The organism is Sneathiella sp. D3-11 (assembly GCF_055809395.1).
Genome location: NZ_CM147911.1, coordinates 2,863,931 through 2,885,621 on the forward strand (window position 1 = coordinate 2,863,931; position 21,691 = coordinate 2,885,621).

Consider the following 21,691-nt stretch of genomic DNA (forward strand, 5'->3'; position numbering starts at 1 on the left):
GCCTGAAAAGCATCGCATAATTCCTTTTTTTTCATTTTAATGATTTTACTGTGATAACGCCCACCAGCAGTTTCTAGGGTGATGACTGATAAATTGTTCCCTGTTCTCAATAGTTATTTCCCTGATAGGAATTTAGTTTTCCCTGTTAATTTTCCTAAGGAAATTCAGAAAACATCAGTAAAATTAGGAGATTATAGAGAAGGGATGGTTGATTTGGGGCCACATTCGCCAAAAACCCTTGTTTTTTCCCTGTTTAACAGGGAAAATGGGAGAGACGGGTTCGCATGAGACTACTAACACCACCACTATTCTTGAGGCGAACCTGGAACCAGTCCGGGTTCGCCCCTGAAGCCCGCAGTTCCGGGGCCTTTGGTGCTATCCGATCAGAACAGAGACGCTTACATGAGAGTAAATAAGTCGTAATTCAGCATTCCTCTCTGACGCTCTGTTTCAGGGTCCAGTTCATGGGATATTAAGATGGACAGCTTTGTCAGAAGAAAACTGCTTGATGTGGATTTGCTTGCTGACTAGCCTCCGAGTAAGACAAAACAGAACCCGTTTCGCCATTTTGGCGCTTCGTCCGAAGTCATCGGACTGGTTGTAACCATGTATGTCCGGTTTCCGCTTTCTCTTCGCAATGTCGAAGACTTTCTTCATGAACGGGGCAACGACATTTGTCACGAGACGGTGCGCTATTGGCGGAATAAAGTTGGCCCACTTTTGCGCCATATGGAGACGAGGCCGCATTCGTGGCATCACCCATGCGCTCGAATATATAACGATACCCAAAGTGCGTGAGAGGGAAGCGATGATTTGATTGGTAGGTTAAAGTCTGGCACATTGCCAAAAGATAGGATTGCCGGAGGCCTATTCGGTTTGTGCAGGGGCGAAGTTCAGGGACGTTACACGCCAGATGAATTTACTCATTTTAAAGGCGTTGGTTCCGCTATCGAAGATTAGGCTGCGGTAATGCTACTATATGCCTATTCCAGCAATAAAACTTCTGACTGAATTTCCCGTGTGTCGAGAATAACAATTTTTATCAGATAAAGAGGTAGTGTCATGTCTATTGAAAGGTTCAATATCGGTTCTAGAATGAGCCAGGCCGTCAAACACAACGAAACTATATATCTCGCTGGTCAGGTTGGTAGCCCGAAGAGTACGATAAAAGAGCAAACGAAAGAAGCGCTGGAGAAGGTAGAAAAACTTCTTGCGGCTGCCGGATCCGAAAAATCAAAAATCTTGCAGGCCACGATATGGCTTGCGAGCATGAGTGATTTTGACGCCATGAATGAAGTCTACGATGCATGGGTAGATCCGCAAAACCCTCCGACCAGAGCATGCGGTGAAGCCAAACTGGCCGCGCCTGAGTATCTTTTTGAAATCATCGTTGTTGCCGCCGTTTGAGGCGTCCTAATGGTTGCAGATGTCGCCGGCACGATCAGCGCTAAAAGAGAATTTGCGTTAATTTTCTGAGCGCTGATTGTGGCTGGAATAGCATGTGCATTTTGATATCGCATGAAGATGCCGATTGGGTGCAGCACTCCGCATGGGAAGAATATGGTGGACGGACACTATGGGCTAACGCGCAGGTCCGGTTCCGAATATTTTGCACCCCGCGACAACGAGTATTGTCGTAACAGCGAGCATGCCGGTGACCAAGACATAAACCAGAATGTTTATTTCAACGTCCCACACACGGACAAGCGACCAACCGATTATCGCGATGATCAGGAGACGCGCATTAATGGCAAGAAAAGGGATAAACGGTTTGTTGGCACCAAACAGAGCGAAAGTGAGGCCCAGGGCCGCGCCGATAAAGGGTAATGGAAAAGCTATGATGTTAAGATAGCTTGCTCCGGCGGAGATTACCCTTGGATCGTTGGTGAACAATTCCATCCAGTATTCTGCGGCAAATAAAGCGATCGCTCCCAAAGATGCACCGATTGCAATGGCAATGATCATTCCGGCCCAAGCGATCTGCCGAACTCGCTCCCAGTTATTCGCGCCGAGGTTGGTTGCGACCATAGTTATGATAGACGACCCCAGCGCGAAAGTGATCGGAATTTGCAATAGCTCGAGCCGGCTTGCCGCACCATAGCCGGCCAGGGTTGCCTGTCCATATCCTGCAACAAGGGTTGTTGTAACGATTACAATTAATTGATTTTGCAAAACATTTAGGGAAGCAAAACCGCCAATGCCCAGGATCTCTCTCATGTGGGGCCAAGATGGCATTAGGTTTTTAAGATAAAGACGAACCAAGGACCTGCTGGAAATAAGATACAGGAATAGAACACACGCCCCGACTAAGTAAGATGACAGTATCGCGATAGCGGCGCCATATACGCCTAGTACGGGGAAGGGGCCCCAACCAAGAATTAGGGCAGGCGCCAGCGACAAATGGAATATTTCTCCGATAACTATTGCGCTGGCCGGGACGACCATATTGCCAGTTCCACGAACGATGTTGGCAAGGACGTTCATGATCCATACGAATGTAATTCCGCTAAAAACAACCATGGAATATCGCGTGGCTTCCTCGAGAGCGTTGCCTTCGGCGCCCATCCAGCTATATATCGTCGGCCCCGTTGAGAGAAAAATGCAGGTGAAAAGGATGGCCACGATCAACGCAAGTAAAATCCCTTGTGACGCCACTCGAGAAGCCTGATCCTGATTGCCGGCGCCCAATGCGCGTGCGACCGCTGCTGACGTGCCGGTACCTATGCCACTGGCTGACATCATCTGCATGATCAGGAATATGGGGAACACCAAGCTAACGCCAGCCAAGGCATCTGTTCCAATCCAGCCAACAAAAATAGCGTCAAATGCGATAAAGGAGACGCGGGCGATGGCTTCGCCGATATTTGGTGCTGAAAGCCGTAAAAGTGTTCCAAAAACCGGCCCCTGTAACATGCGGTCAGTCGACGACGTTGATTTCTTCGGTTCAATTGGTGCGTCGTCATCCGGTAACCATGCAGATTGTTCGATTGTCATTATTATTCTTTCAGTTGAGCCGATCGGAAGAATTTTCTTCGTCCAGTAAAGCAAGCAGCACCAATTTCAGGAAAACAATTACCTGTCAGGTAATGAGATGGTCCGGCGCCAGGACAGGAAATTACGAAACACTACGCGCGGTTAATAGAGCGACAATGGACAGAAGCGGGTCATTTGAGACAGTTCTGCAATTCGGCAATGCCGTGTTGCCTTAGGAAATTCATCCCGTGTTAATGCAACAGACGATGAGTATCGTTCAAAAAGTGGAAATATCTTTGAAGCGCAGTCGATACTGGTGCGGGCTTATTCCGGTTGTTCTCTTGAACAGACGACGGAATGAGTTGGGCTCATCATAGCCAACGGATTCGGCGATATCGTCTATCGCGTCATCCGATGTTTCCAACATTTGTTTTGCCTCTTCAATCCGCATTGTCTGTACGTAATCCAGTGGCGTATAACCAGTTGCAGATTTAAAGCGTCGCTTGAAGGTCCGCGTGTTAAGACCTGAGAGAAGGGTCATTTTCTCTACAGGGTTTGCTTCATCGTAGTTTTCTGCAATCCAGGTTTGGCTCTTCGCGATAGTGGCATCCGTATGCTGCTTTGGGCGCACCATGGCGGCGAAGGGTAACTGGCCGTCATTGCGATCTCCAAAAAGGAAGACCTTTGCAATATGCCGCGCTTCTGCTTCACCGCAAAACCGCGCGATCAAATAAAGCGAAAGTTCATGCCAAGAAGAGGTCCCCCCTGATGTAATCACTTGGTGCTGTTTGCCGGCAGGAACAAGAATTCTGTCCGGTTTCAAAAGAACTTTCGGATAACAGCTTTTAAAATATTCAAGCGCGCCCCAGTGAGAAGTCGCTTCGAGGCCATCCAGTAGGCCAGCTTCGGCCATCATCAAGGAACCGGTACAAACGGAGCAGATAATGGCGCCTTTGCTGTGCTGATCCTTGATCCATGCAACCGCCTCGGGCCAGTCGCCAATAGGATCAACCCCCGAAAGCACATCCAGGTCGGCGACGATGACGACATCTGAACGGTGTGCTTCTTCAAAAGTATGATCCGGAACAATTGTTGCCCCCAACGTCGTTCGGATAGGCGCCGTTGAATGGCCAACTATCCGCGGTGTCATTTTACCGCATTTTGATTGCTCGCCGGTTAGGGTTTCCCAAGCTCCGCCAACGCAGGCAAACACCTCATGGAGGCCATAAACCACGTGGGCTGACATTTCTGGAACAGCCACCAGGCTAATTGTTACATTTTTAGAGTGAATTGAAATGGGCATAGCGAAGATTTGGCATATTTGACCCGGTATTGTCAATACTGAAACTAACAAAGAGTATTTTCTTGTGTCAGAAGATGCCCAACAGCGAGCCCTTTTGCTCAAATTTTTGCGCTCGCCAAAGGAGATACAAATGTTGAATTTCGGAGAAACATTATTAACCGCACTTGCCTTGATTGAGCCGCACAAGACCGACAATAGAATATTCACGGAGCCGGTTCAGATTTCACAGACGAATAGAAGCAATATTATTTCGGCATTGAAAGTGCCAGGTAAATGGATTGGCCGCCTTGCCCTGAAATATCGCCGCCGTCGCGATTTGGACCTGGCTAGATTCAGGCTTTATGGAATGTCTGATTTGCAATTGCAGGATATCGGACTCAGGCGTTGCGATATCTACGATGCGGTTGAGAGAAAAGCAGTGGCATACAAAAAGAAGAAGTCGGGCATGCTTAAAGCGGTCATGAAAAAACTGATGGATGCACGTAATACCCGTGAGGCTTATGTGCAATTGATGTCCATGGACGCAAGACAGTTAGCCGATATTGGGCTCACGCGCAGTGATCTCCAGGCTGTCCGGAATGGCATTGTCAGGGATTTTGCCAATTGCAACCGGTTACACGCAAGCAACAATAATGATCACCGGCGCGCCGGTTGATCAATCTCGGTCGTCCCGCCGTCCCCTTTAAATATGCAGGTGGATCGGCCGCGATATTTTCTTGATTTTTCCACGCCTTGATATGCGTCAAATGTCCTTTTTGACCCGATATTGTCAATAATGAGACTAACGGGACGCGCCAAATTATGTGAAAAGCCCTGCAACGGCGAGCCATCTTACTATCTTTCCTCGTTCGCCCAATGGAGAAGAAAATGCTCAAAACTACACGTCGTAAATTGCTCGGCGGATCGATGATCGGTGCCAGCGCGCTCCTAAGTGGAGTCGGCTTGAACGCAACGGCTGACGAACTGAACAGAAAAGGAAAAATCATGCTGAACAAGTTACCGGTCTTGCCAAAAGGGCTGATTGAAGCCGCCGAATTTCCGCTGATCGAGGCAATTCATGGACGACGCTCCCGACGGTTTGCGCGCGGCGCGTCTATTCCGGACGGGCCGCTGGCCTATACTTCAAAACACGATCCCGCGCCGCTCAGCGAAATGGAGCAGCTTTTGTTGCTGACCACAGTTGGCGGGAATAGCGGATGGTCGAACCTTATCCCCAACAACCGTTTTTATCTGCCCAAGATTCCGAATTACGCAGGGGCTGCCGGTGGTCGAACCTTTCCATCTGCCGCAGGATTTCACACGACGGAAATTTTTTATACGGATGACGAGGGGACGTATTTTTTCCCGACAAGGGATATGCCTGCCACAACCGCAAAATCGGCTGAGGACGGAACGGATCTCAACGCCTATCTCAACGAACATAAAGCCCGAATTGTTAAGCTTTCAGATGGCCGTCTGAATACGCCGGCCACTCCGTTGCATATGGAAATGCACAACGAATGGTGCGCGAATGTTCCGGGAAGTACGTTAATTATTCCGGTGGCGGACCTTGCTCAGCATATGCTTCTTGTCATGTGCTATCTGGTTCAAAATGGCGCCTGTATTTATGATGATGTGAATAACCAGGCGGTTACCGGTATTGAAAAATTCAAGAATTTGGTCGATGTCGAAAACCCGTATCCGCTCAGCTATCTCGAGCAGCTGGGGCTTACGGAAGTTACGGTTGAACTGTCCACGTCATGCTATGCGGGGGCGCTGATGCTTCAGGCCCTCGGGCTTGGCGGGTGGATGTATGAAGGAATAAATCCGTTCAGTATTCTGGGTGCCAGTGGCGATCCGGATGTGCCGGGGTTGGGTTTTCGGTTTGACATGCTTGACGGGCAGCCTTTGCCGAACGTCACAGGGCTGGAAGGAATATTCGAAGGACATTGCCCGCCGCATTTCAAGGACATGCGCGCGGCTGTTGAGTCCGTTGTCACCCGAAAATTTGGTGCCGGTGGGCCTTTCAATAAACAAACAGACGGACCCTATAAGCAAAACGCCAAAATACGGGGCAGCGCTGCGCCAATCGGGGATGAGTTTATCGATTGCGTTACGACAATGGCGCAATACATTTTCGACAAATTCGGGCGCTTTCCGGCAACTGTTCCCCCGATTTTCACCTTGATGTATCTGCAGGCGCATCAACTCGACACCGAGTTTTATGACAGGCATTTCACGTCCGGTGCTTATCTTAGAACGCATGCCGATCACGATAAAAACTGGGTCTGACGTTACCAAAAGAAGTTATTCGGGCGGTCGAATTAGGCCATAAATGCCGCCGCTCGAATTCTGGTAAGTTACTAAAATTACGTATTAATACGAAAAAAATACATGCGCATTTAACGGAGAATTACCATGATTCAACGATATTCAATACTCATCTACGCCTTGGTTGCCTACGCTGTCGCATCTTTCAATCTCGTCTATATCATGGGATTTCTGGCGGAGCTTTATGTTCCAAAAAGTATCAGTGACGGAAGACAGGGAGAGCTTTGGACGGCAATTTCGATCGACATCGGACTCCTCTGGTTGTTTGGTCTGCATCATTCAATCACTGCACGGACCATGGTTTAAGAAATACTGGACTAAAGTCGTTCCGCAACCGATTGAAAGGGCGACTTATCTTTACATGACCGCAATCATGACGGGACTTTTGATTTTCTTCTGGCGTCCAATTCCATTAACCGTCTGGCAGGTCGACAATGAAATCCTGAAAAATTCTATTTATGGAGTTTATTTGCTTATCTGGGGTCTCATGTTGCTTGCGACTTTTCAGTTCGGGTATTTCGGCTTTTTTGGTCTGAAGCAGGCTTGGGAAAGATTTCGCAATAAACAAGCGGCCGCCACGGGGTTTAGCGTAAAATGGCTCTACGGTATTGTCCGTCATCCAATCAGCTTATGCTGGATGATGATGCCTTGGATCACGCCGCATTTGACCGTTGGGCATATTATTTTCGCTCTTGGAATATCAAGCTATATCATTGTCGCCACACCATTTGAAGAGATGGATCTAATCGGCGAACTCGGAGACAGATACCGGAGGTATCGGAAAAACGTTCCGGCATTTTTTCCCTTTGTTCGAAAAAGGCAAACTACCACGCCGGCAGAATCCGCTGAATAACCAATTCGTATTTACCGAAGGTAATTTCGCTCTAAGAAAATCTCTGCATTTCAGGAGGCGTCCATAGATGACAATATCCATCTCTGACTTAATCAGTATGAAACTGACAGTTTTTCCATTTGTATTTGTCAAATATGCCTTTTTCTTGGCAAAAACGCCACTAGTCTAAGCATATTCGTTGCCATAGCATCTATAAGAATATGGAAGGAGCTGGCAATGTGGACGATCTGAAATCACATCCGCTTTGCAGGCATTAATGCACAACACGTCAGGTTACAGCTCGTAAAGGGAAGAAATTGAACATGGGAAACGAATACAAACGTCGGTTACCGGAAGTCCATGACAGGCTATTTCTTACAGAGGCCGGGATCGAGACAACTATGATGTATAAGAAGGGCTGGGAGTTTCGGCATTTCTGTCTGTTTGAGTTGCTGCAAAATGATCGGTTTGTCGATGATCTGCGTACCTATCATGCGGGCCTGATTGAGGTGGCCGTTGAACATAAAGTCGGTCACCTGTTGGATGGTGTTCATTACCGCGCGAGCCCCGACTGGGGAGCATTATTGGGCATGTCTGAACAACAGCTTGCAGACCTGACCGCGAAAGGTATCGAAATTTATTCTGAGTTATCTCGAGAATATGCGACTGAGGACACACCGATCCCGGTCGGATGTTGCATTGGCCCACGTGGCGACGCCTACAACGCGGATCTCGTAATGAGTGCTGAAGAGGCCGAAGAATATCACAGTGTACAAATCGCCACCGCTAAATCGGCTGGTGCTGATTTTATTTCTGCCCTGACCTTCAATCACATCGAAGAGGCAATTGGGATCACCCGAGCTGCAAGCGCTGCTGAAATACCAATCATAATGTCGTTTTCGCTTGGCCGCGAAGCTGTCCTCAAGACGGGACCGACGATCGGCGACGCTATTGAGGCAGTAGAGGTAGCCACTGACCGAGCACCCCTTTTTTACATGATAAATTGCAATCATCCGATTGACTTCGCACCTGCCATTGCTGCGCCGGGGCGCTGGATTGACAGGTTGAAAGGAGTGCGGCCCAACGCCTCTTCTCTTGACCATGGGATACTATGTAAGCTTGGCCACCTTGAGGAAGGCGACCCAATTGAGTTGGGACAGCAAATGGGGGATCTGGCGCGGAGGTTTCCGCAGCTCAACGTTTTTGGTGGATGTTGTGGTACTGATCGACCCCATTTGGAGCAAGTTGCTAAAAACGTTCTTAATGTTCGGCCGCACGCCTAAAATCGGCTTTGTCACATTAACTTACGATGGCCGTAGACAAACTCCAGTAATTTTTCTTAAGCAAGCGGCGCTTGCATTTTCCCAAATCTCACATTCTTCAATGTTACAATCTCTCTCTGACACTGCCTTTGACCTCGACAAAGGTCTGGAACTCTCGCTATCCGCAAGGAAATTCGTTTCTTGATATTTGCGGGCAAGACTGTTGCTCTTCGCCTCACGCCGCTTTGATTGGTTTGGCGATTTGGGATATGTGTTGAAACTTCTTGCGATAGGCCGCGGGTGACAGACCGACGCTACGTTTGAAGAGCCTTCGGAAAGAAGCCGAGTCCTCATAGCCAACTGAGCTCCCGATGTCGTCGACTGGATAGGATTTAATTTCCAGCATCTGTTTGGCTTCCTCGACCCTCAACGCCTGCACGTATTCAATTGGCGACAATCCTGTTGCTGACCGAAAGCGACGAGAAAAGGTGCGGGCATTCAGACCGGAACGTTCGACCATGTGTTCGACTGGATTAGCCAGAGCATAGTTGTCGGCGATCCATACCTGACAATCAGATATCTGTCTGTCTGTTGTTTCTATCGGACGGGTCATCACTGAATAGGGCGACTGGCCTTCGGAATGCCCGCTGATCAAAAAGACTTTGGCAGTTTCAATAGCGTGCTGATATCCGCAAAACCGGGCGATCAGGTAGACCGCTAGATCATGCCATGCGCTGACACCACCGGCCGTCACGATAAGATCAGACTCCGCCGTCAAGCACAGAACAGAATCATTGCGAAACGCAACTTTTGGATAGTGGCGTTGGAACATGTCACGATAGGCCCAATGGGCCGTTGCCTCGTGCCCATCCAAAAGGCCCGCCTCGGCCAGCATAAGTGACCCCGAACAGACGGAAGTTACCAGTGCGCCATCCGAGTGCACTTTGCGAAGCCAGGCAATTTCACGCGGATGGCGTCGATAAGAAATATTTTGTGTTGGCAGAGATTAGATCATCATCAATTTTCTCGCTACTAAGTTAATGTGACAACGCCCTTGGGGGGCGACAGGGGACTGCGCCCCGCTCACAGCCAGAACCGGACGGCCAGAAGCACGAGGCCCATTCCCGCCAGCGCCTGAAGGATTGTGCCGCCCGCCAGCACCCGGATAGCGCGGGCGTCGTTAAATTCCTCCGCCAAGGCATCGCGACGCACCAGCCAGTAGTAGCTGTCATTGGGTAAAATTGCGATGAAAGAGCCGAGGCAGATGGCGAAGACCGCTGCCTCCGTTGCCAGCCCGCTGGCAGCTACAACCGGAGCGGCGACCGGCGCCACGGCAGCGAATGTCGCCATGCTGGACCCCTGTGTCAGCTTGAACGCCACCGTCAGCCCGAAGATGCCGAGAAGCGCACCGGTGCCGCCGCCCTGCGGCACCAGATCGGTGAGGGAAACAAGACCGGTTAGGACAGCGCCGAATGCACTGGCCGCACCGATCACCAGCAGAAGCGAAGCCGTGCGCCTTACGGCACTCTCGAAACAAGCCCGTCGTTCGCTCCGCTCTGTCTGAGCCAGAGCCAGAATTGCCGCTGCGAGCAGCGCTCCCTTTGGTAAAAACAGGAAGTCGAGGACGTGGATGCCTGTGACCCCGACGATACCACCGAGGCCGAGGAGAGTCGCCAGCAGGATGAACGGCGCGAAGGCGATGAGCAGACTACCTCCGGACGATGCAGTCGCCGAATGGGTTTTTAACCGGTTCCTGCCCGTGTGCCCAACCAAGATGCGCGACCACAGAACACCTACCGCCCAAACCGGCAGAGCCAGCGTGACCCCATAAATCGCCAGCGTTGCGGCGGAGGTTTCCACGGCCGCAACGCCCAGTCCCGTGACTACGATCAGCGGTCCGGCAGGGTAAAGCAACTTGAAGCCGGTATAGGCCCCGAACGCGACATCGAGCTTGCGGCGTCCTGCCGCCGAGGCCAGAGCCGCATAGGCCGTGTCCGGGCAGATCATCCCGGCACCCGCCACCGGCGCGCCGAAAGCTGCGGCCTGCTCCGCACCGGTCGAGGCGATATCGCCGCGCGACAGGGCTGCTGCCAGGACAAAGGACGGCAGCAGGATCAGGGCGAACTCGCCAAGCGCCGCGCCGAATCCAATGTTGAAGATAGAGATGAACGCATCCGGCTCCATACCGCCCACGAAACCGAGCACCATGGTCACGAGCACTATCCAGATCACCATCGGCATGTCTGCCAACAGGGCGGCGCGCTGCTGGGGTGCCTCGATGACAGGGGTCGGGGGCGTATCGGTCATAGACAGAGTTCCTGATTAGTATAATCTATAAGCATATTAATCGCGGTAAAGAGTTATATATAATGAATAATTGTGGATCATAGCATGAGTAGGAGTCATCTCAGACCACCTTTGCGGTCCCTAGAAATCTTCGCGGTTGCCGCCCGACTGGGCGGGTTCACCGCCGCCGGATCCGAGCTGGGTATCACCCAAAGCGCGGTGTCGCGCCAGATCGCCGATCTTGAAGGCGTTCTAGGCATCCAACTGTTCGAGCGCCGGGGCGCGCATGTCGCGGCAACACCGGCGGGCAAGCGGTTGGCCACGCGCCTGACGGCGGCGTTCGCAGATGTCCGCGCCGCCATCACGGAGGCCGCCGTTTCCGATAGGGTGATCACGCTGTCTATGTTGCCGTCCGTTGCTGCAAAGTGGTTCGCTCCGCGACTGGACCGGTTCGTCCTGGCGCATCCGGAGATCGACCTGCGTATCACCGCCTCGCGGCATCTTGTGAACTTTGCAAGTGAGGGCATTGACGCGGCGATCCGTTATGGTGTTGGCCCGTGGCCGGGCCTGACAGCCGAGAAACTTGCTGAGGAGACCATCACCCCGGTATGCTCACCGGCCTATGCCGAGCGGATCGGGCTAAACTCACCGGCAGACCTTGCGCGGGCGGTGTTACTGCATGGCGACATTCCCGAAAACTGGGCGACTTGGTTCAGGGCGGCGGGTTGCACCATTGATTCCTCTGCCGGACCTCGCTTGGGTGATGATACCGCGATCCTGCAAGCCGTACTAAATGACAATGGTGTCGCCCTCGGGCGGTCGCGCTTGGTCGCAGACGACATTGCGTCGGGCAAGCTGATCCAGCCTTTCGATATCCATCTGACCGCGAGCCACGCCTATTGGTTCGTTTGGCCCAGAACCGCCGAGTCAAGCATGGCGCTATCTGCTGTAGAGGGTTGGATTAAGCAGGAATTTATCTAGATTGAGCAAAATCGCTCGTTTTTGGAACATTTGAAAAGAAGCCCGGGCATTGTCAGAGGAAAATATAGGGCCGAACCGGTTCCACCAGACGCGTACCGTTTCATAGCTAATATCAATACAACGCGGATGCAGTAGATCTTGAACTTGGCGCAATGCCAGCAGATATCGAATATACATCATAACGGCTAGGCGAATGATTTCAGGAGAAGTCATGAAATAAAGAACTGGATTTTTCATAAGTGAAACGTAAATCCACTTCCGTCACTGCTTAAGCCGTTTTCCTCTGACAGCGCCCATCATCAAGTTTCTCGCCATAAAGTTAATGTAACAAAACCGGTTAATATGGCAACACCATAGGGCGAATGGATACCACATTGCCCTATGGTGTTGCGCTGGTTTCTTCAAATCACCTTCTTAGGCTTTACTAGAAGTCCTGGGCACCCAGTCCGATCAACTGGTTATAGATGCCATCCTCATCCTCCAAAGCGCCATAATTCCAACTTGGCGCAATAAAGTTATCCGCGGTTAAATCCTCCGCCTGAACATTTTCGATAACGTAGGTATGGCCCCCGTTATCGAGCACCTCCAGCAGGAGATTATTATCCACCTCGGATACGGATATTTGGCGCGCGGGCAACGATCCCACATCAAGAATGTCTTCAGAAGCGTCAAAATCCGAGATAACCTCGATGGCGCTCCAGTTCCATGTCAAATGATAGGTGTCGGTCGTGCTGTTTACCTGATTTTCGCCTCCGATATCGGTATCGGCTTCCGTGTCGGTGTTGTCATTAGCGTTGGCGACATCCCCGTTGTCACTATCATCCGTGGCACCACCGTCATCCCCGGTATCGGTGCCGTCGGCAGGATCATCCTCCGCCGCAGTTTCAGACAGGACCCCATCCCGAGTTTGATGCCCGTCAGTTGTCGCGCCATCCGGCGCTTCCGGGGTCAGGAGTTCATCACGGGAGACAAGCGTTACGTCATTCTGATTGAAGCCGAACGGTACCTCCAGATTATCCTCCATTACTTGATCATGGTGAAACTCAAGGGTGCCTGGCTGTAGATCCGCGAGCGCGACGCCGGTGAATGTAACGCTCTGTCCAGAGGGTTGCGTGCTGATAACCAGCCCTTCGTCCGTCTCCTCGACTGACAAACGCTCTCGCGTACCATAATAGAGAAAGCTTATCTTCATGCTGTTTGGGTTAAAATTGTCGACCACTTCATGAACGCCATATTCGTGGGACCGAATATAGACCGTGTCCTCCTCGCGCGGACCTACGCCAAGCTCCCAGGAGAGAACGCCGCCGATATCCTGACGGAGGTGCTCATTGCCGACAATGCCAAAATTATCGATCGACAGATCGGAAATCTGCACATTTTGTAGAATTTGCATTTCTTCCCACCAGGGATTATCAACTATGAGCTCCCCTTGCAGAGATTTAGTGATAATCATGCCGTGAACGGATGTGTCGCCAAAATCGAGTTCGTCGATATCGGGGTTGAAGTTGGTGATATCATCGGCATTGAAATCCGCCTGGTACTTCACACCACCGGAATCAGTCGTACCGGTCGTTGGCGGCGGACTGGAGCCGTCGCTGTCATAAGTAATGGCAAATTCACTATCATCGGTCGGGCTGCTGACATTCTGGCCGAGGAGTGAGGCCACCTCATTTAATGCCGATTGCTCCGCAATGGAAAAATTAGCGAGGGAAAGATCCGATAGCGATACATTTTCAACAACCGTCATACTGATGATATTTTCCGCGTCACCAAAAACGGAAATAACGAGATTTGCACCGTTTCCATTGGCAACTTCGCCAATATCCAGATGGGCATCAGTAATCCCTCCCTCGATGTGGAGCATGTCTTTCGTAACGTCGAAATCAGAGATGGTTTTGGACGCTGAATTCAGCGTAATCATGTGCATGACCGCCTCATCCGAGGACATGTGATCATCTCCATGGTCCGTATGATCTCCTGAGGTATCTCCGCCAGATTGGCCTACAAGGCTCAAAATTTCCTGGGCGGTTGCCTCATGCATGACCGTGAAATTGTCTTCCGTCAAATCGGACAGGGAGATGCCGTCGAGGGTAATCGTCTGGTTATTGTCGGGGATTGAAAATTTCAGCTGACCGTTGACCTCGCTGATAATGATTTTCCCGGGATTGAACCAATCAATGAAAATGGTATCACTGGCCGGATCAAAATCAGAAATAATCGCCTCATTTCCCCAATGCCAGGTAATGGCGACAGTCGCTGTCGACTGAGTGACATAGGCGGTACCATTGCTGCTCGACGGCTCACTATTGCCGTCACCTGCATCGTTATTATCACCTTCCTCGACGACGGTACCGCCGTCATCCCCATTGCCATCCCCATTGCCATCCACATTGTCATCATCGCCATTGTCGTTTTCATCGGTAACGTCGCCGCTATCCTCTTCATCGGTAACGTCTGCGCCATCTGAAGGTCCGACGAGCGACAGAATTTTTTCAGCCGCAGAAGGATCGAGAATGGTGAAATTATCGGCATCAAGTTCTGAAAGTGTAATTCCTTCGAGAGTTATCGACTGGTTGTTGGATGCCACTGTAAACACAACATTTCCGTTGACTTCGCTAACATCAATATGTTCAGCCGCAAACCAGCCGATGAAAATTGTGTCCGTCTCTGAATCGAAGCCCGTGATGACTTCGCTTTGACCCCAACTCCAGTCTATAACGACATCAGCATCATCTGCCGTTACATCTGCGGATCCACTTCCTGATCCTCCGGGCGCATTCCCTTCGTCGGGCCCGCCAAGCCCTTCATCACCCGTCTTTCCGTCTTCGAAATTGGCAATGAGTTCATCGATGGCAGGGGCCGAGAAACCGCCAAATTGATCAATATATTGAAGAATTGACGTGCCATATTCGTCGTTGCTGATAGTCCCACTTTGCAGGAGTTCAACAGCGGCTGGCGCGCCTCTTAGATGAGCGCCCGCGAGTATTCCCGTTAACGTCAGTTCGACTGAACCCTGCACACCGTTTTCGACATATGTAATGGTCGTGCCGAGATAATCTTCCAGACTCTCTCCACTCGCGCCGAGAAGATCCTGAATAACGGAAAGATTATGTCCGAATGCGTCCTGTATAGCGATATCCTGGACATGGGCGGTCATAAAGTCTTCGAGAGAATTTGCGCCGTTTTTCCCTGTCCAAATACCATCCCAGGTGTTCGTACTTGCGCCATTCCCATAGTAAAAATCGTCGTCATAATAGCCGAGATCAATCAGCAGGGCTTCGCCAAACTGATAGCCGACAAATCCGAATGTGTTCATCGACCTGTATGCCATGACCGACCATTCTTCGTCGGACAACTCCGACCAGCTTGAATAATTCGGGTAAAAATCGCCGACAGTACCGCCAGACCATTGGTTCAACTGCCAGTCCTGAATTTCGCCACTGTCATATCTTTCTTTATCCCACCCGGATTCGAATGCGAGGAGAGCGGCCAGAAAATCTTCAAATGTTCCGTTCATGGTAAGTCCTTTTGAAAAATTACCTATATTTCGTTCTACCCCGACTAATTTTGAATAATTCAATAAGAATATTTAAACAATTAAATTAAATTTATTGAATAAAAAGCCCAATTTTTTTCATATGTTTGCCGAAAATGTGGCTAAATATTGAAGTCATATTTTATACTTAGTTGAATAAAAAATTTTCCATTATTTACTTTAATATTTCTCTAAATATAGAAGACCTATATTTCGGATGAGGGTGTCGTATGGTCACGTTGTGTTGTTCGCCATGACGTAACAGCCACAATGTGGGGCCGTAAAAATATACGTGATAACGGGGAATAACGCCGGCGAAAGGTATCAACCCTTCACGTTGCGTCAGTTTTGGCTACTATGAAAATGGATATGCTAGGTGTCGGTGAAGGTGGTCGCGAGAACGGGGCCGCGTTCTCCAAATAGCATTCGCCCGCCCGGCGCCATGATTGGTGCGATCAGCAGATACACAAAGGCGATGGGTAACGCGATAAGAATACCCGCAGAGAACAAGTTTCCAATAAGCTACCTTGCGAGATTCTACCGGGGGTAAAATCGGATCCTTCTTCTCCATCGATCAGAATTCTACACATCGGTCCCTGGTCCCCGATTTTGATTTTGGGATTACCACGATTGCGCTTTGCCGTGGGAAAGTCGGAGAGGTCTGGCTTGTGACATTCCTTCGTGTGGATAACTGGGAGGCCAGCCTTGCGAAAGACTGCCTGAAGCTTCGCGATAACTGGTATGCAAGGGGCTATATTCTTTAAATCTTTTCCAAGAGATTCAGCGAAACCTCCGGGCAGGCAAAGTTCCCACTGCATATCAATGCAAACAAGGACTACATGTTCAATATCAAACTCATAGGAAAACGGTGCTGCATCGATGACTGGCTTGATTCTGAGCCTCTACGCTTAAAATTTCTACTCGAAATACAAGAATTTTTGTGCTTATATATTTAGGAATTGAGAAAAATTGAGGATATGCTGCTGTTTTTTATAAAATCGTTTATTAAAAGGGAATCTAACATCAATCCCCTTAATTGAAGCCAAAATTCAGGCAAGTATGAAATCATCTGCATCACATATTCGGCCTTTTCAAGGTTAGCAAAATTTTAAGAAACTGATTCTAATTTACCATCTTAAGGAGAAAAGGATAGGACAGTTCACTGAGTCAGCTAACAGATTTCCGAGTATCAAGCCAAAAAATTTTAGCGGGAAATTCGTAACCGTAAGGAACTGCTTAGCCTCTTCGATCGGACTTCAAAACAAGCAGGCATGTTCATGGAAAATTCGAAAATGAGCCATTCTAATCGTCGCGAATTGAAAAGAGCGCTGACCGGTAGTATTTCAAGGCGAACCTTTGTAGCCGCCATGTTGTCCGCCTCGGGTGTCCTGCTTGCTGATCGTTTCGCCACAGCCCAAACGACAACGTCCAAGGACGCGTTACAAGGCGAGGCTCTGGAACCAATAGCGCCAAATTACACATTGGTGGCCAAATTCGCGACTTATGAGCTCGATTTGGAATATGGGGTGGACCAGTCGGGCAAACTCGACGCGACGAGCAAAATCATGAAAAGCGGCAAGTTCAACTATAAATGCAGGACCTGGGCCGAAGATGGTGTAGTCGATAATAATTTTCTCGGGCCCGTCATCGAACTTGAACCGGGTAAAACCTTCCGCATTGAAATTAAGAACGAGCTGTTTGAGGAAGGGGCATATAAGGACATCGGCCCTGCTGAGCCAAAGCCAGAAGACTGGTTTTACCTGATTAACAAGAAATCTGGGCCTTCCGCTTTTCTACACAATCTGGACCAGCTCGGTTTTCCGATGATGAACAATTGCACGCCACAAACAAAAATAGAAGATATCTATATAGATGAGGTGAATGTTCCGAAAAACTACAACTGGACCAACCTCCATACTCATGGGTTGCAAGTGACACCGCATCTTTTTGAGCCGGAAGGCACGTTGGATGAGAAATCAGACTATATCACCATCAAGCCTGGAGAAGAAAAAAGCTATACATTCTCCCTGGCTGAAGATCACCCATGTGGTACCTACTGGTATCATCCGCATCGACATAACTCGGTCGCAATTCAGGCTTGGAGCGGAATGGCCGGCCTGATCCTGGTACGCGGAAAATATGATGAGGAAATTAAGTCCTTCGGTATTACGACCGAAATTCCTTTCGCGGTCCATGATCCGCATTATTCCCCGGATAAACTGCCGGAGCCTGGCAAAAACGGAGCTGCTTCCGTTGCTCGTTTTCTGCCAAATCAGAATGAGAGCGACAACTACACCTTCATGGTGACAGGCCGGTACAGACCCGAATATACGATCAAGCGAAATGAAGTGGTGCTGCTTCGGCATTTGACGGCGACTATTGAGAACCTCTGCGGTTTCCGGATTGTCCAAAAGCAGGATTCAGCAGATGGCCCTCCCGCAACGGATGCTGTCAACCATCCTTTCTGGATTGCCGCCTCTGACGGCATTGCTTATGACAAGCCTGTAGAGAGGACGTTGATGGTGACCGCCGGCGGCGAACGCCACGACATCTTGATGCAGTTGTCGGAGCCCGGCGTTTACGAAATCTGGAGCGATCGGTGCGAAACGATCCAGTTTTTTGGCACTGGTCCCAAGCAGCAATTGCTGGCAACTTTTCGGGTCCTAGATGAAGCGGCTACCGGACAGGCTCCCATATCGGAAATATCCTTTACGCCGGGCATCGCGCCTGAAAAAGATATTCGAGAGGAAGAGATCATAAAACGCCGGCATTTGGTTTTTGATCTTGAGGGCGATACATGTCGTTTTCCGTTCCCGCAATTTAAGATCAATGACCGCAATTATCGGCCAGATGAAAGTTACTTCGACGTGAAAGCCGGAACTGCGGAGGAATGGGTCATTTCCAATCCTTCTGCGGGAACTCATCCCTTTCATATTCATGTCAATCCATTTCAGGTCAAGGAAGTCTATAGCGCCCTGACGGTTCGTGATGATCTGGTCAGTAAATCAGACCAGTCCATGGTAAAGGCAAGGATAGATGCTATGCATCATCTCGACCGGCCGAATATGTGGCGTGATACAATTATCATTCCGCCGAAAGGTATGCTTCGGATCTGGATGCGGTTTGATCCGAAACTTGTCGGAAAAACGGTTTTCCATTGCCATTTTCTCGCCCATGAGGAAACCGGCATGCTGCAGAATTTCAGAATTGTTCCCTGAAGATATTGGTAGAAACAGGATTCTACCATGTATGCGAAATTAATCCTTGTTGCGACGAAAGGGCGGCGTCACATTAATATGCGACAGGCGCAGAAAAGCCTTAATGAAAATATCTAGGCAGCGGTAGTTGCAGATTCCCACATTCTAAATGCTTTGGCGCGACATTTCTTGAGGTGAGGCGAATTTCTGCAGTGATTTAATGCACCTGAATTTAATCATTGCTCGTTCTCGTCTCTTTGTAACATAGACTTCCAAAACTTTTCCTTCGTGGTCGACGGCCCGCCAGAGTTAGTAAGGTCCTCCATTGATCTTGACGAAAACTTCATCAAGATGCCATCTCCATTGGGGGCAAACCGGTTCCACCAGGCACGTATCGTCTCATAACAGACGTCGATACCCCGCTCATGCAGAAGATCTTCAACTTGCTTCATAGCGGAATGGATTTTTTATGAGCCAACCGTAATTTCAGCGTCATCTAAGCTCAAGCTGCTTTCCTGTGACAACGCCCGTTGAAGATGTCTGACAGAACTATCTGCTTCCACTTGACCTCAATCAAGGACATGGTGGGGGGTGGGCTGTACAAAAAGGCTAAGAGGGGGCATAGGGTGGGAAATGCTTGAATTAAAACGGGTTGCCATTGATACCTACCGGGACAATGTGGCGTTTCTGGCAAGAAATTGCAGTGTGTACCGGCCCGAGGAATATCAAGCCTTAAAGAAAATTGAGGTGATGAATGGAAAACACCATCTGCTGGCGTCCCTTCTGATTGTTGATGATGAGTCAATTGTCGGGCCAAACGAACTCGGCCTGTCGGAGCAGGCTTTCCGGCGGATGGGGCTGAAAGAGGGGGCGGATGTAACCATCTCCCCGGCAGAGCCTCCTCGCAGCCTTGATCATTTGCGGAACAAGATTCACGGCCATACTCTTGATTTCCGGCAAATCGAGGAGATCATCGAGGATATTGTCAACTACCGTTATTCGGAAATGGAAATTGCGGCCTTCCTTGTATCCTCAGCCGGCTTTATGACGACGGACGAAATGCTGTCGCTAACGAAAGCCATGGCGCAGGCGGGCACACAGCTTCGCTGGAAATCGCCGGCTGTCGTCGACAAGCATTGCATAGGCGGCATTCCGGGCAATCGTACCTCGATGATCATCGTGCCGATTGTTGCCGCCCATGGCCTGACCATCCCAAAAACCTCGTCGCGGGCGATTACGTCGCCTTCTGGAACTGCGGATACCATGGAAGTGCTTGCGAAAGTGGATCTATCCATGCCGGAGATGCAACGAGTTGTGGAAGAATGTAACGGCTGCATTATCTGGGGTGGGCATGTCAATCTGTCGCCGGCGGATGATATACTGATCTCGGTGGAGCGACCGCTTTCAATTGATACGCGCGAGCAGATGGTTGCTTCCATCCTGTCGAAAAAACTCGCGGCCGGTTCAACGCATCTCCTGATTGACCTCCCGCTCGGTCCCTCCGCAAAGGTCCGCAACCACACTGATGCCATGCGTCTGCGCAAACTTTTTGAATATGTCGGCGATCAGGTCGGACTCGCCATAGACGTGATCGTGACCGATGGAACGCAACCGATCGGCAATGGCATCGGTCCGGTGCTGGAAGCGCGTGACGTGATGGCGGTGCTCCGCCGGGAGGAGGGCGCGCCGATGGATCTACGCGAAAAATCCCTGCGGATTGCGGGGGCCTTGCTTGAGAACGACCCGGGCTTGCGCGGCGGCGGCGGCTATGCACGGGCACAGGAATTGCTGGATAGTGGCGAGGCGCTGAAATCCATGGAGCGGATAATTGCGGCGCAGGGCCGGGCGGCGGAAATCTCTTGCGTTGGTGAATTAACCCATGATGTTCTCGCGCCAAAAAGCGGCTCCGTCACAGCGATCGACTGCTTTCGTCTTGCCCGGATTGCGCGATTGGCGGGGGCACCGATGGATAAGGGGGCGGGCATCGATCTGTTCACGAAAATCGGTGACAATATCGCCGAGGGCGAACCGCTTTACCGCATCCATGCCTGTTTTCAATCTGATTTTGGTTTTGCAGTCAGATATGCGGGCGAGGGAAATGGCTACACGATCGGGGGCGGAAGATGAGTGCGGCATCCCTGCATTTCCTGCCGACAAGCCGGGCGGCCGCCGAAGAACTTTCTGCCCGTCTTGGCATTCGCGCTCATGAAATCATCATCCACCGCTTTCCTGACGGCGAGAGCCGGGTGCGTATCCATCCTGTGAAGGGAACGGCTATCCTGTTCGCGAGCCTGAACAATCCCAACGAGAAACTCCTACATCTCGCCTTCGCCGCGGCCACACTGCGGAACGACGGGGCAACGCGCCTGATCCTTGTGGCGCCTTATCTTTGCTATATGCGGCAGGACATGGCGTTCGAGACGGGCGATGCTGTCAGCCAACGGATCATCGGCGATTATCTATCCCGCTATTTTGACCGGGTGATCACTGTCGATCCGCATTTACACCGTATCGACAATCTGCAAAGCATATTTTCGAATTGCCAAGCGGATGCCTTGACCGCAAGTGGTTTGATCGCCAATAGCCTTTTGGCGAAAGTAGATCGCAGTCTGCTTCTTGTTGGTCCGGATGCCGAGTCATTGCAATGGGTTGGCGCGATTGCGGAAAAACTTGATGCGCCCTTTATTGTTGCGACCAAAGTTCGACATGACGACCGGAACGTAGAGGTCCGCTTCGCAGATGAAAAAAAGATAATGGGCGCGAATGCCGTTATTCTTGATGACGTGATTTCGAGCGGGATGACGGTCTGCCGTGCCGCGGAAGCCTTGCTAAAGGCAGGCGCGAAGACTGTCGAGGTTATCGCAGTTCATGCGCTCTGCAGTGATGCAGATCTGATCGCAATACAAACGGCTGGTGTCCTAAGTATCCGTTCCACAGACAGCGTGCCACATTCGACCAATGCAATCAGCCTCGCGCCGCTTCTTTGCCGCGCATTGACAAAGGAGACGTGAC

General features: G+C 50.5%; 16 protein-coding genes and 3 pseudogenes. 11 read left to right on the forward strand and 8 right to left on the reverse strand.

Going from position 1 to position 21,691, the window contains the following annotated elements:
- Nucleotides 1–606 precede the first annotated feature (606 nt).
- Both AC0L73_RS14580 and AC0L73_RS14585 read left to right on the forward strand, forming a co-directional pair.
- A pseudogene (locus tag AC0L73_RS14580) lies at nt 607–720 on the forward strand (IS6 family transposase); the annotation flags it as partial.
- Between the two features lie 342 nt (nt 721–1,062).
- Entirely contained in the window at nt 1,063–1,407 is a 345-nt protein-coding gene (locus AC0L73_RS14585) for a RidA family protein (RefSeq protein WP_473654057.1), read from the forward strand.
- A gap of 174 nt (nt 1,408–1,581) precedes the next feature.
- On the opposite strand, the gene AC0L73_RS14590 is transcribed toward AC0L73_RS14585, so the two are convergent.
- A complete protein-coding gene (locus tag AC0L73_RS14590; protein ID WP_473654058.1) occupies nt 1,582–2,994 on the reverse strand; it encodes an MATE family efflux transporter in 1,413 nt (470 codons plus the stop codon).
- Between the two features lie 256 nt (nt 2,995–3,250).
- Entirely contained in the window at nt 3,251–4,219 is a 969-nt protein-coding gene (locus AC0L73_RS14595) for a GlxA family transcriptional regulator (RefSeq protein WP_473654059.1), read from the reverse strand.
- 121 nt (nt 4,220–4,340) lie between these two features.
- Between AC0L73_RS14595 and AC0L73_RS14600 the strand changes: the two genes are divergently transcribed.
- The 4 genes from AC0L73_RS14600 (at nt 4,341) to AC0L73_RS14615 (ending at nt 8,701) form a co-directional block, all read left to right on the forward strand.
- Complete coding sequence (locus AC0L73_RS14600; RefSeq protein WP_473654060.1) at nt 4,341–4,931, forward strand: DUF1127 domain-containing protein; 591 nt, start codon at nt 4,341–4,343, stop codon at nt 4,929–4,931.
- 212 nt (nt 4,932–5,143) lie between these two features.
- A complete protein-coding gene (locus AC0L73_RS14605; RefSeq protein WP_473654061.1) occupies nt 5,144–6,547 on the forward strand; it encodes a hypothetical protein in 1,404 nt (467 codons plus the stop codon).
- A gap of 223 nt (nt 6,548–6,770) precedes the next feature.
- A complete protein-coding gene (locus tag AC0L73_RS14610) occupies nt 6,771–7,439 on the forward strand; it encodes a methyltransferase family protein (protein WP_473654062.1) in 669 nt (222 codons plus the stop codon).
- A 302-nt stretch (nt 7,440–7,741) separates the two neighbouring features.
- Nucleotides 7,742–8,701: a homocysteine S-methyltransferase family protein gene (locus AC0L73_RS14615; protein ID WP_473654063.1), complete on the forward strand. Its 960-nt coding sequence runs from the start codon at nt 7,742–7,744 to the stop codon at nt 8,699–8,701.
- A gap of 214 nt (nt 8,702–8,915) precedes the next feature.
- Here AC0L73_RS14615 and AC0L73_RS14620 read toward each other — a convergent pair whose 3' ends face one another.
- Both AC0L73_RS14620 and AC0L73_RS14625 read right to left on the reverse strand, forming a co-directional pair.
- Entirely contained in the window at nt 8,916–9,683 is a 768-nt protein-coding gene (locus AC0L73_RS14620) for a GlxA family transcriptional regulator (protein ID WP_473655453.1), read from the reverse strand.
- Nucleotides 9,684–9,763: 80 nt separating this feature from the next.
- Complete coding sequence (locus AC0L73_RS14625; protein WP_473654064.1) at nt 9,764–10,687, reverse strand: GntT/GntP/DsdX family permease; 924 nt, start codon at nt 10,685–10,687, stop codon at nt 9,764–9,766.
- Between the two features lie 142 nt (nt 10,688–10,829).
- Between AC0L73_RS14625 and AC0L73_RS14630 the strand changes: the two genes are divergently transcribed.
- Nucleotides 10,830–11,006, forward strand: coding sequence for a hypothetical protein (locus AC0L73_RS14630; RefSeq protein WP_473654065.1), 177 nt, complete (start codon nt 10,830–10,832; stop codon nt 11,004–11,006).
- 65 nt (nt 11,007–11,071) lie between these two features.
- Complete coding sequence (locus AC0L73_RS14635) at nt 11,072–11,947, forward strand: LysR substrate-binding domain-containing protein (protein WP_473654066.1); 876 nt, start codon at nt 11,072–11,074, stop codon at nt 11,945–11,947.
- Between the two features lie 54 nt (nt 11,948–12,001).
- Here AC0L73_RS14635 and AC0L73_RS14640 read toward each other — a convergent pair.
- The 3 genes and pseudogenes from AC0L73_RS14640 to AC0L73_RS14650 form a co-directional block, all read right to left on the reverse strand.
- A pseudogene (locus tag AC0L73_RS14640) lies at nt 12,002–12,184 on the reverse strand (IS6 family transposase); the annotation flags it as partial.
- Nucleotides 12,185–12,371: 187 nt separating this feature from the next.
- On the reverse strand, nt 12,372–15,464 hold the full coding sequence (locus AC0L73_RS14645) for a hypothetical protein (protein ID WP_473654067.1): 3,093 nt from the start codon (nt 15,462–15,464) through the stop codon (nt 12,372–12,374).
- A 473-nt stretch (nt 15,465–15,937) separates the two neighbouring features.
- On the reverse strand, nt 15,938–16,300 hold the full coding sequence (locus AC0L73_RS14650) for a hypothetical protein (RefSeq protein ID WP_473654068.1): 363 nt from the start codon (nt 16,298–16,300) through the stop codon (nt 15,938–15,940).
- Nucleotides 16,301–16,774: 474 nt separating this feature from the next.
- Here AC0L73_RS14650 and AC0L73_RS14655 point away from each other — a divergent pair, with 474 nt between their 5' ends.
- Nucleotides 16,775–18,700 carry a multicopper oxidase family protein gene (locus tag AC0L73_RS14655; protein ID WP_473654069.1) on the forward strand — a complete coding sequence of 642 codons (1,926 nt, stop codon included), beginning with the start codon at nt 16,775–16,777 and terminating at the stop codon, nt 18,698–18,700.
- 207 nt (nt 18,701–18,907) lie between these two features.
- Here the strand turns inward: AC0L73_RS14655 and AC0L73_RS14660 are convergent.
- A pseudogene (locus tag AC0L73_RS14660) lies at nt 18,908–19,134 on the reverse strand (DDE-type integrase/transposase/recombinase); the annotation flags it as partial.
- Between the two features lie 178 nt (nt 19,135–19,312).
- On the opposite strand from AC0L73_RS14660, the gene AC0L73_RS14665 reads away from it, so the two are divergent.
- Together AC0L73_RS14665 and AC0L73_RS14670 are read left to right on the forward strand one after the other, a co-directional pair.
- Nucleotides 19,313–20,806, forward strand: a complete 1,494-nt coding sequence (locus AC0L73_RS14665; protein ID WP_227950783.1) for a thymidine phosphorylase family protein — start codon at nt 19,313–19,315, stop codon at nt 20,804–20,806.
- Entirely contained in the window at nt 20,803–21,690 is an 888-nt protein-coding gene (locus AC0L73_RS14670; RefSeq protein WP_473654070.1) for a ribose-phosphate diphosphokinase, read from the forward strand. The genes AC0L73_RS14665 and AC0L73_RS14670 overlap by 4 nt, the downstream gene beginning before the upstream one ends.
- The last annotated feature ends 1 nt before the right edge of the window (nt 21,691 follow it).

Excerpts from the sequence above, each read along its gene's own strand:
- AC0L73_RS14585 (WP_473654057.1), top strand. The coding sequence starts at position 1,063 with ATGTCTATTGAAAGGTTCAATATCGGTTCTAGAATGAGCCAGGCCGTC.
- AC0L73_RS14590 (WP_473654058.1), bottom strand. The coding sequence starts at position 2,994 with ATGACAATCGAACAATCTGCATGGTTACCGGATGACGACGCACCAATT.
- AC0L73_RS14595 (WP_473654059.1), bottom strand. The coding sequence starts at position 4,219 with ATGTCAGCCCACGTGGTTTATGGCCTCCATGAGGTGTTTGCCTGCGTT.
- AC0L73_RS14605 (WP_473654061.1), top strand. The coding sequence starts at position 5,144 with ATGCTCAAAACTACACGTCGTAAATTGCTCGGCGGATCGATGATCGGT.
- AC0L73_RS14610 (WP_473654062.1), top strand. The coding sequence starts at position 6,771 with ATGTTCCAAAAAGTATCAGTGACGGAAGACAGGGAGAGCTTTGGACGG.
- AC0L73_RS14615 (WP_473654063.1), top strand. The coding sequence starts at position 7,742 with ATGGGAAACGAATACAAACGTCGGTTACCGGAAGTCCATGACAGGCTA.
- AC0L73_RS14625 (WP_473654064.1), bottom strand. The coding sequence starts at position 10,687 with ATGATCTGCCCGGACACGGCCTATGCGGCTCTGGCCTCGGCGGCAGGA.
- AC0L73_RS14630 (WP_473654065.1), top strand. The coding sequence starts at position 10,830 with ATGTTGAAGATAGAGATGAACGCATCCGGCTCCATACCGCCCACGAAA.
- AC0L73_RS14635 (WP_473654066.1), top strand. The coding sequence starts at position 11,072 with ATGAGTAGGAGTCATCTCAGACCACCTTTGCGGTCCCTAGAAATCTTC.
- AC0L73_RS14645 (WP_473654067.1), bottom strand. The coding sequence starts at position 15,464 with ATGAACGGAACATTTGAAGATTTTCTGGCCGCTCTCCTCGCATTCGAA.
- AC0L73_RS14650 (WP_473654068.1), bottom strand. The coding sequence starts at position 16,300 with ATGCAGTGGGAACTTTGCCTGCCCGGAGGTTTCGCTGAATCTCTTGGA.
- AC0L73_RS14655 (WP_473654069.1), top strand. The coding sequence starts at position 16,775 with ATGAGCCATTCTAATCGTCGCGAATTGAAAAGAGCGCTGACCGGTAGT.
- AC0L73_RS14665 (WP_227950783.1), top strand. The coding sequence starts at position 19,313 with ATGCTTGAATTAAAACGGGTTGCCATTGATACCTACCGGGACAATGTG.
- AC0L73_RS14670 (WP_473654070.1), top strand. The coding sequence starts at position 20,803 with ATGAGTGCGGCATCCCTGCATTTCCTGCCGACAAGCCGGGCGGCCGCC.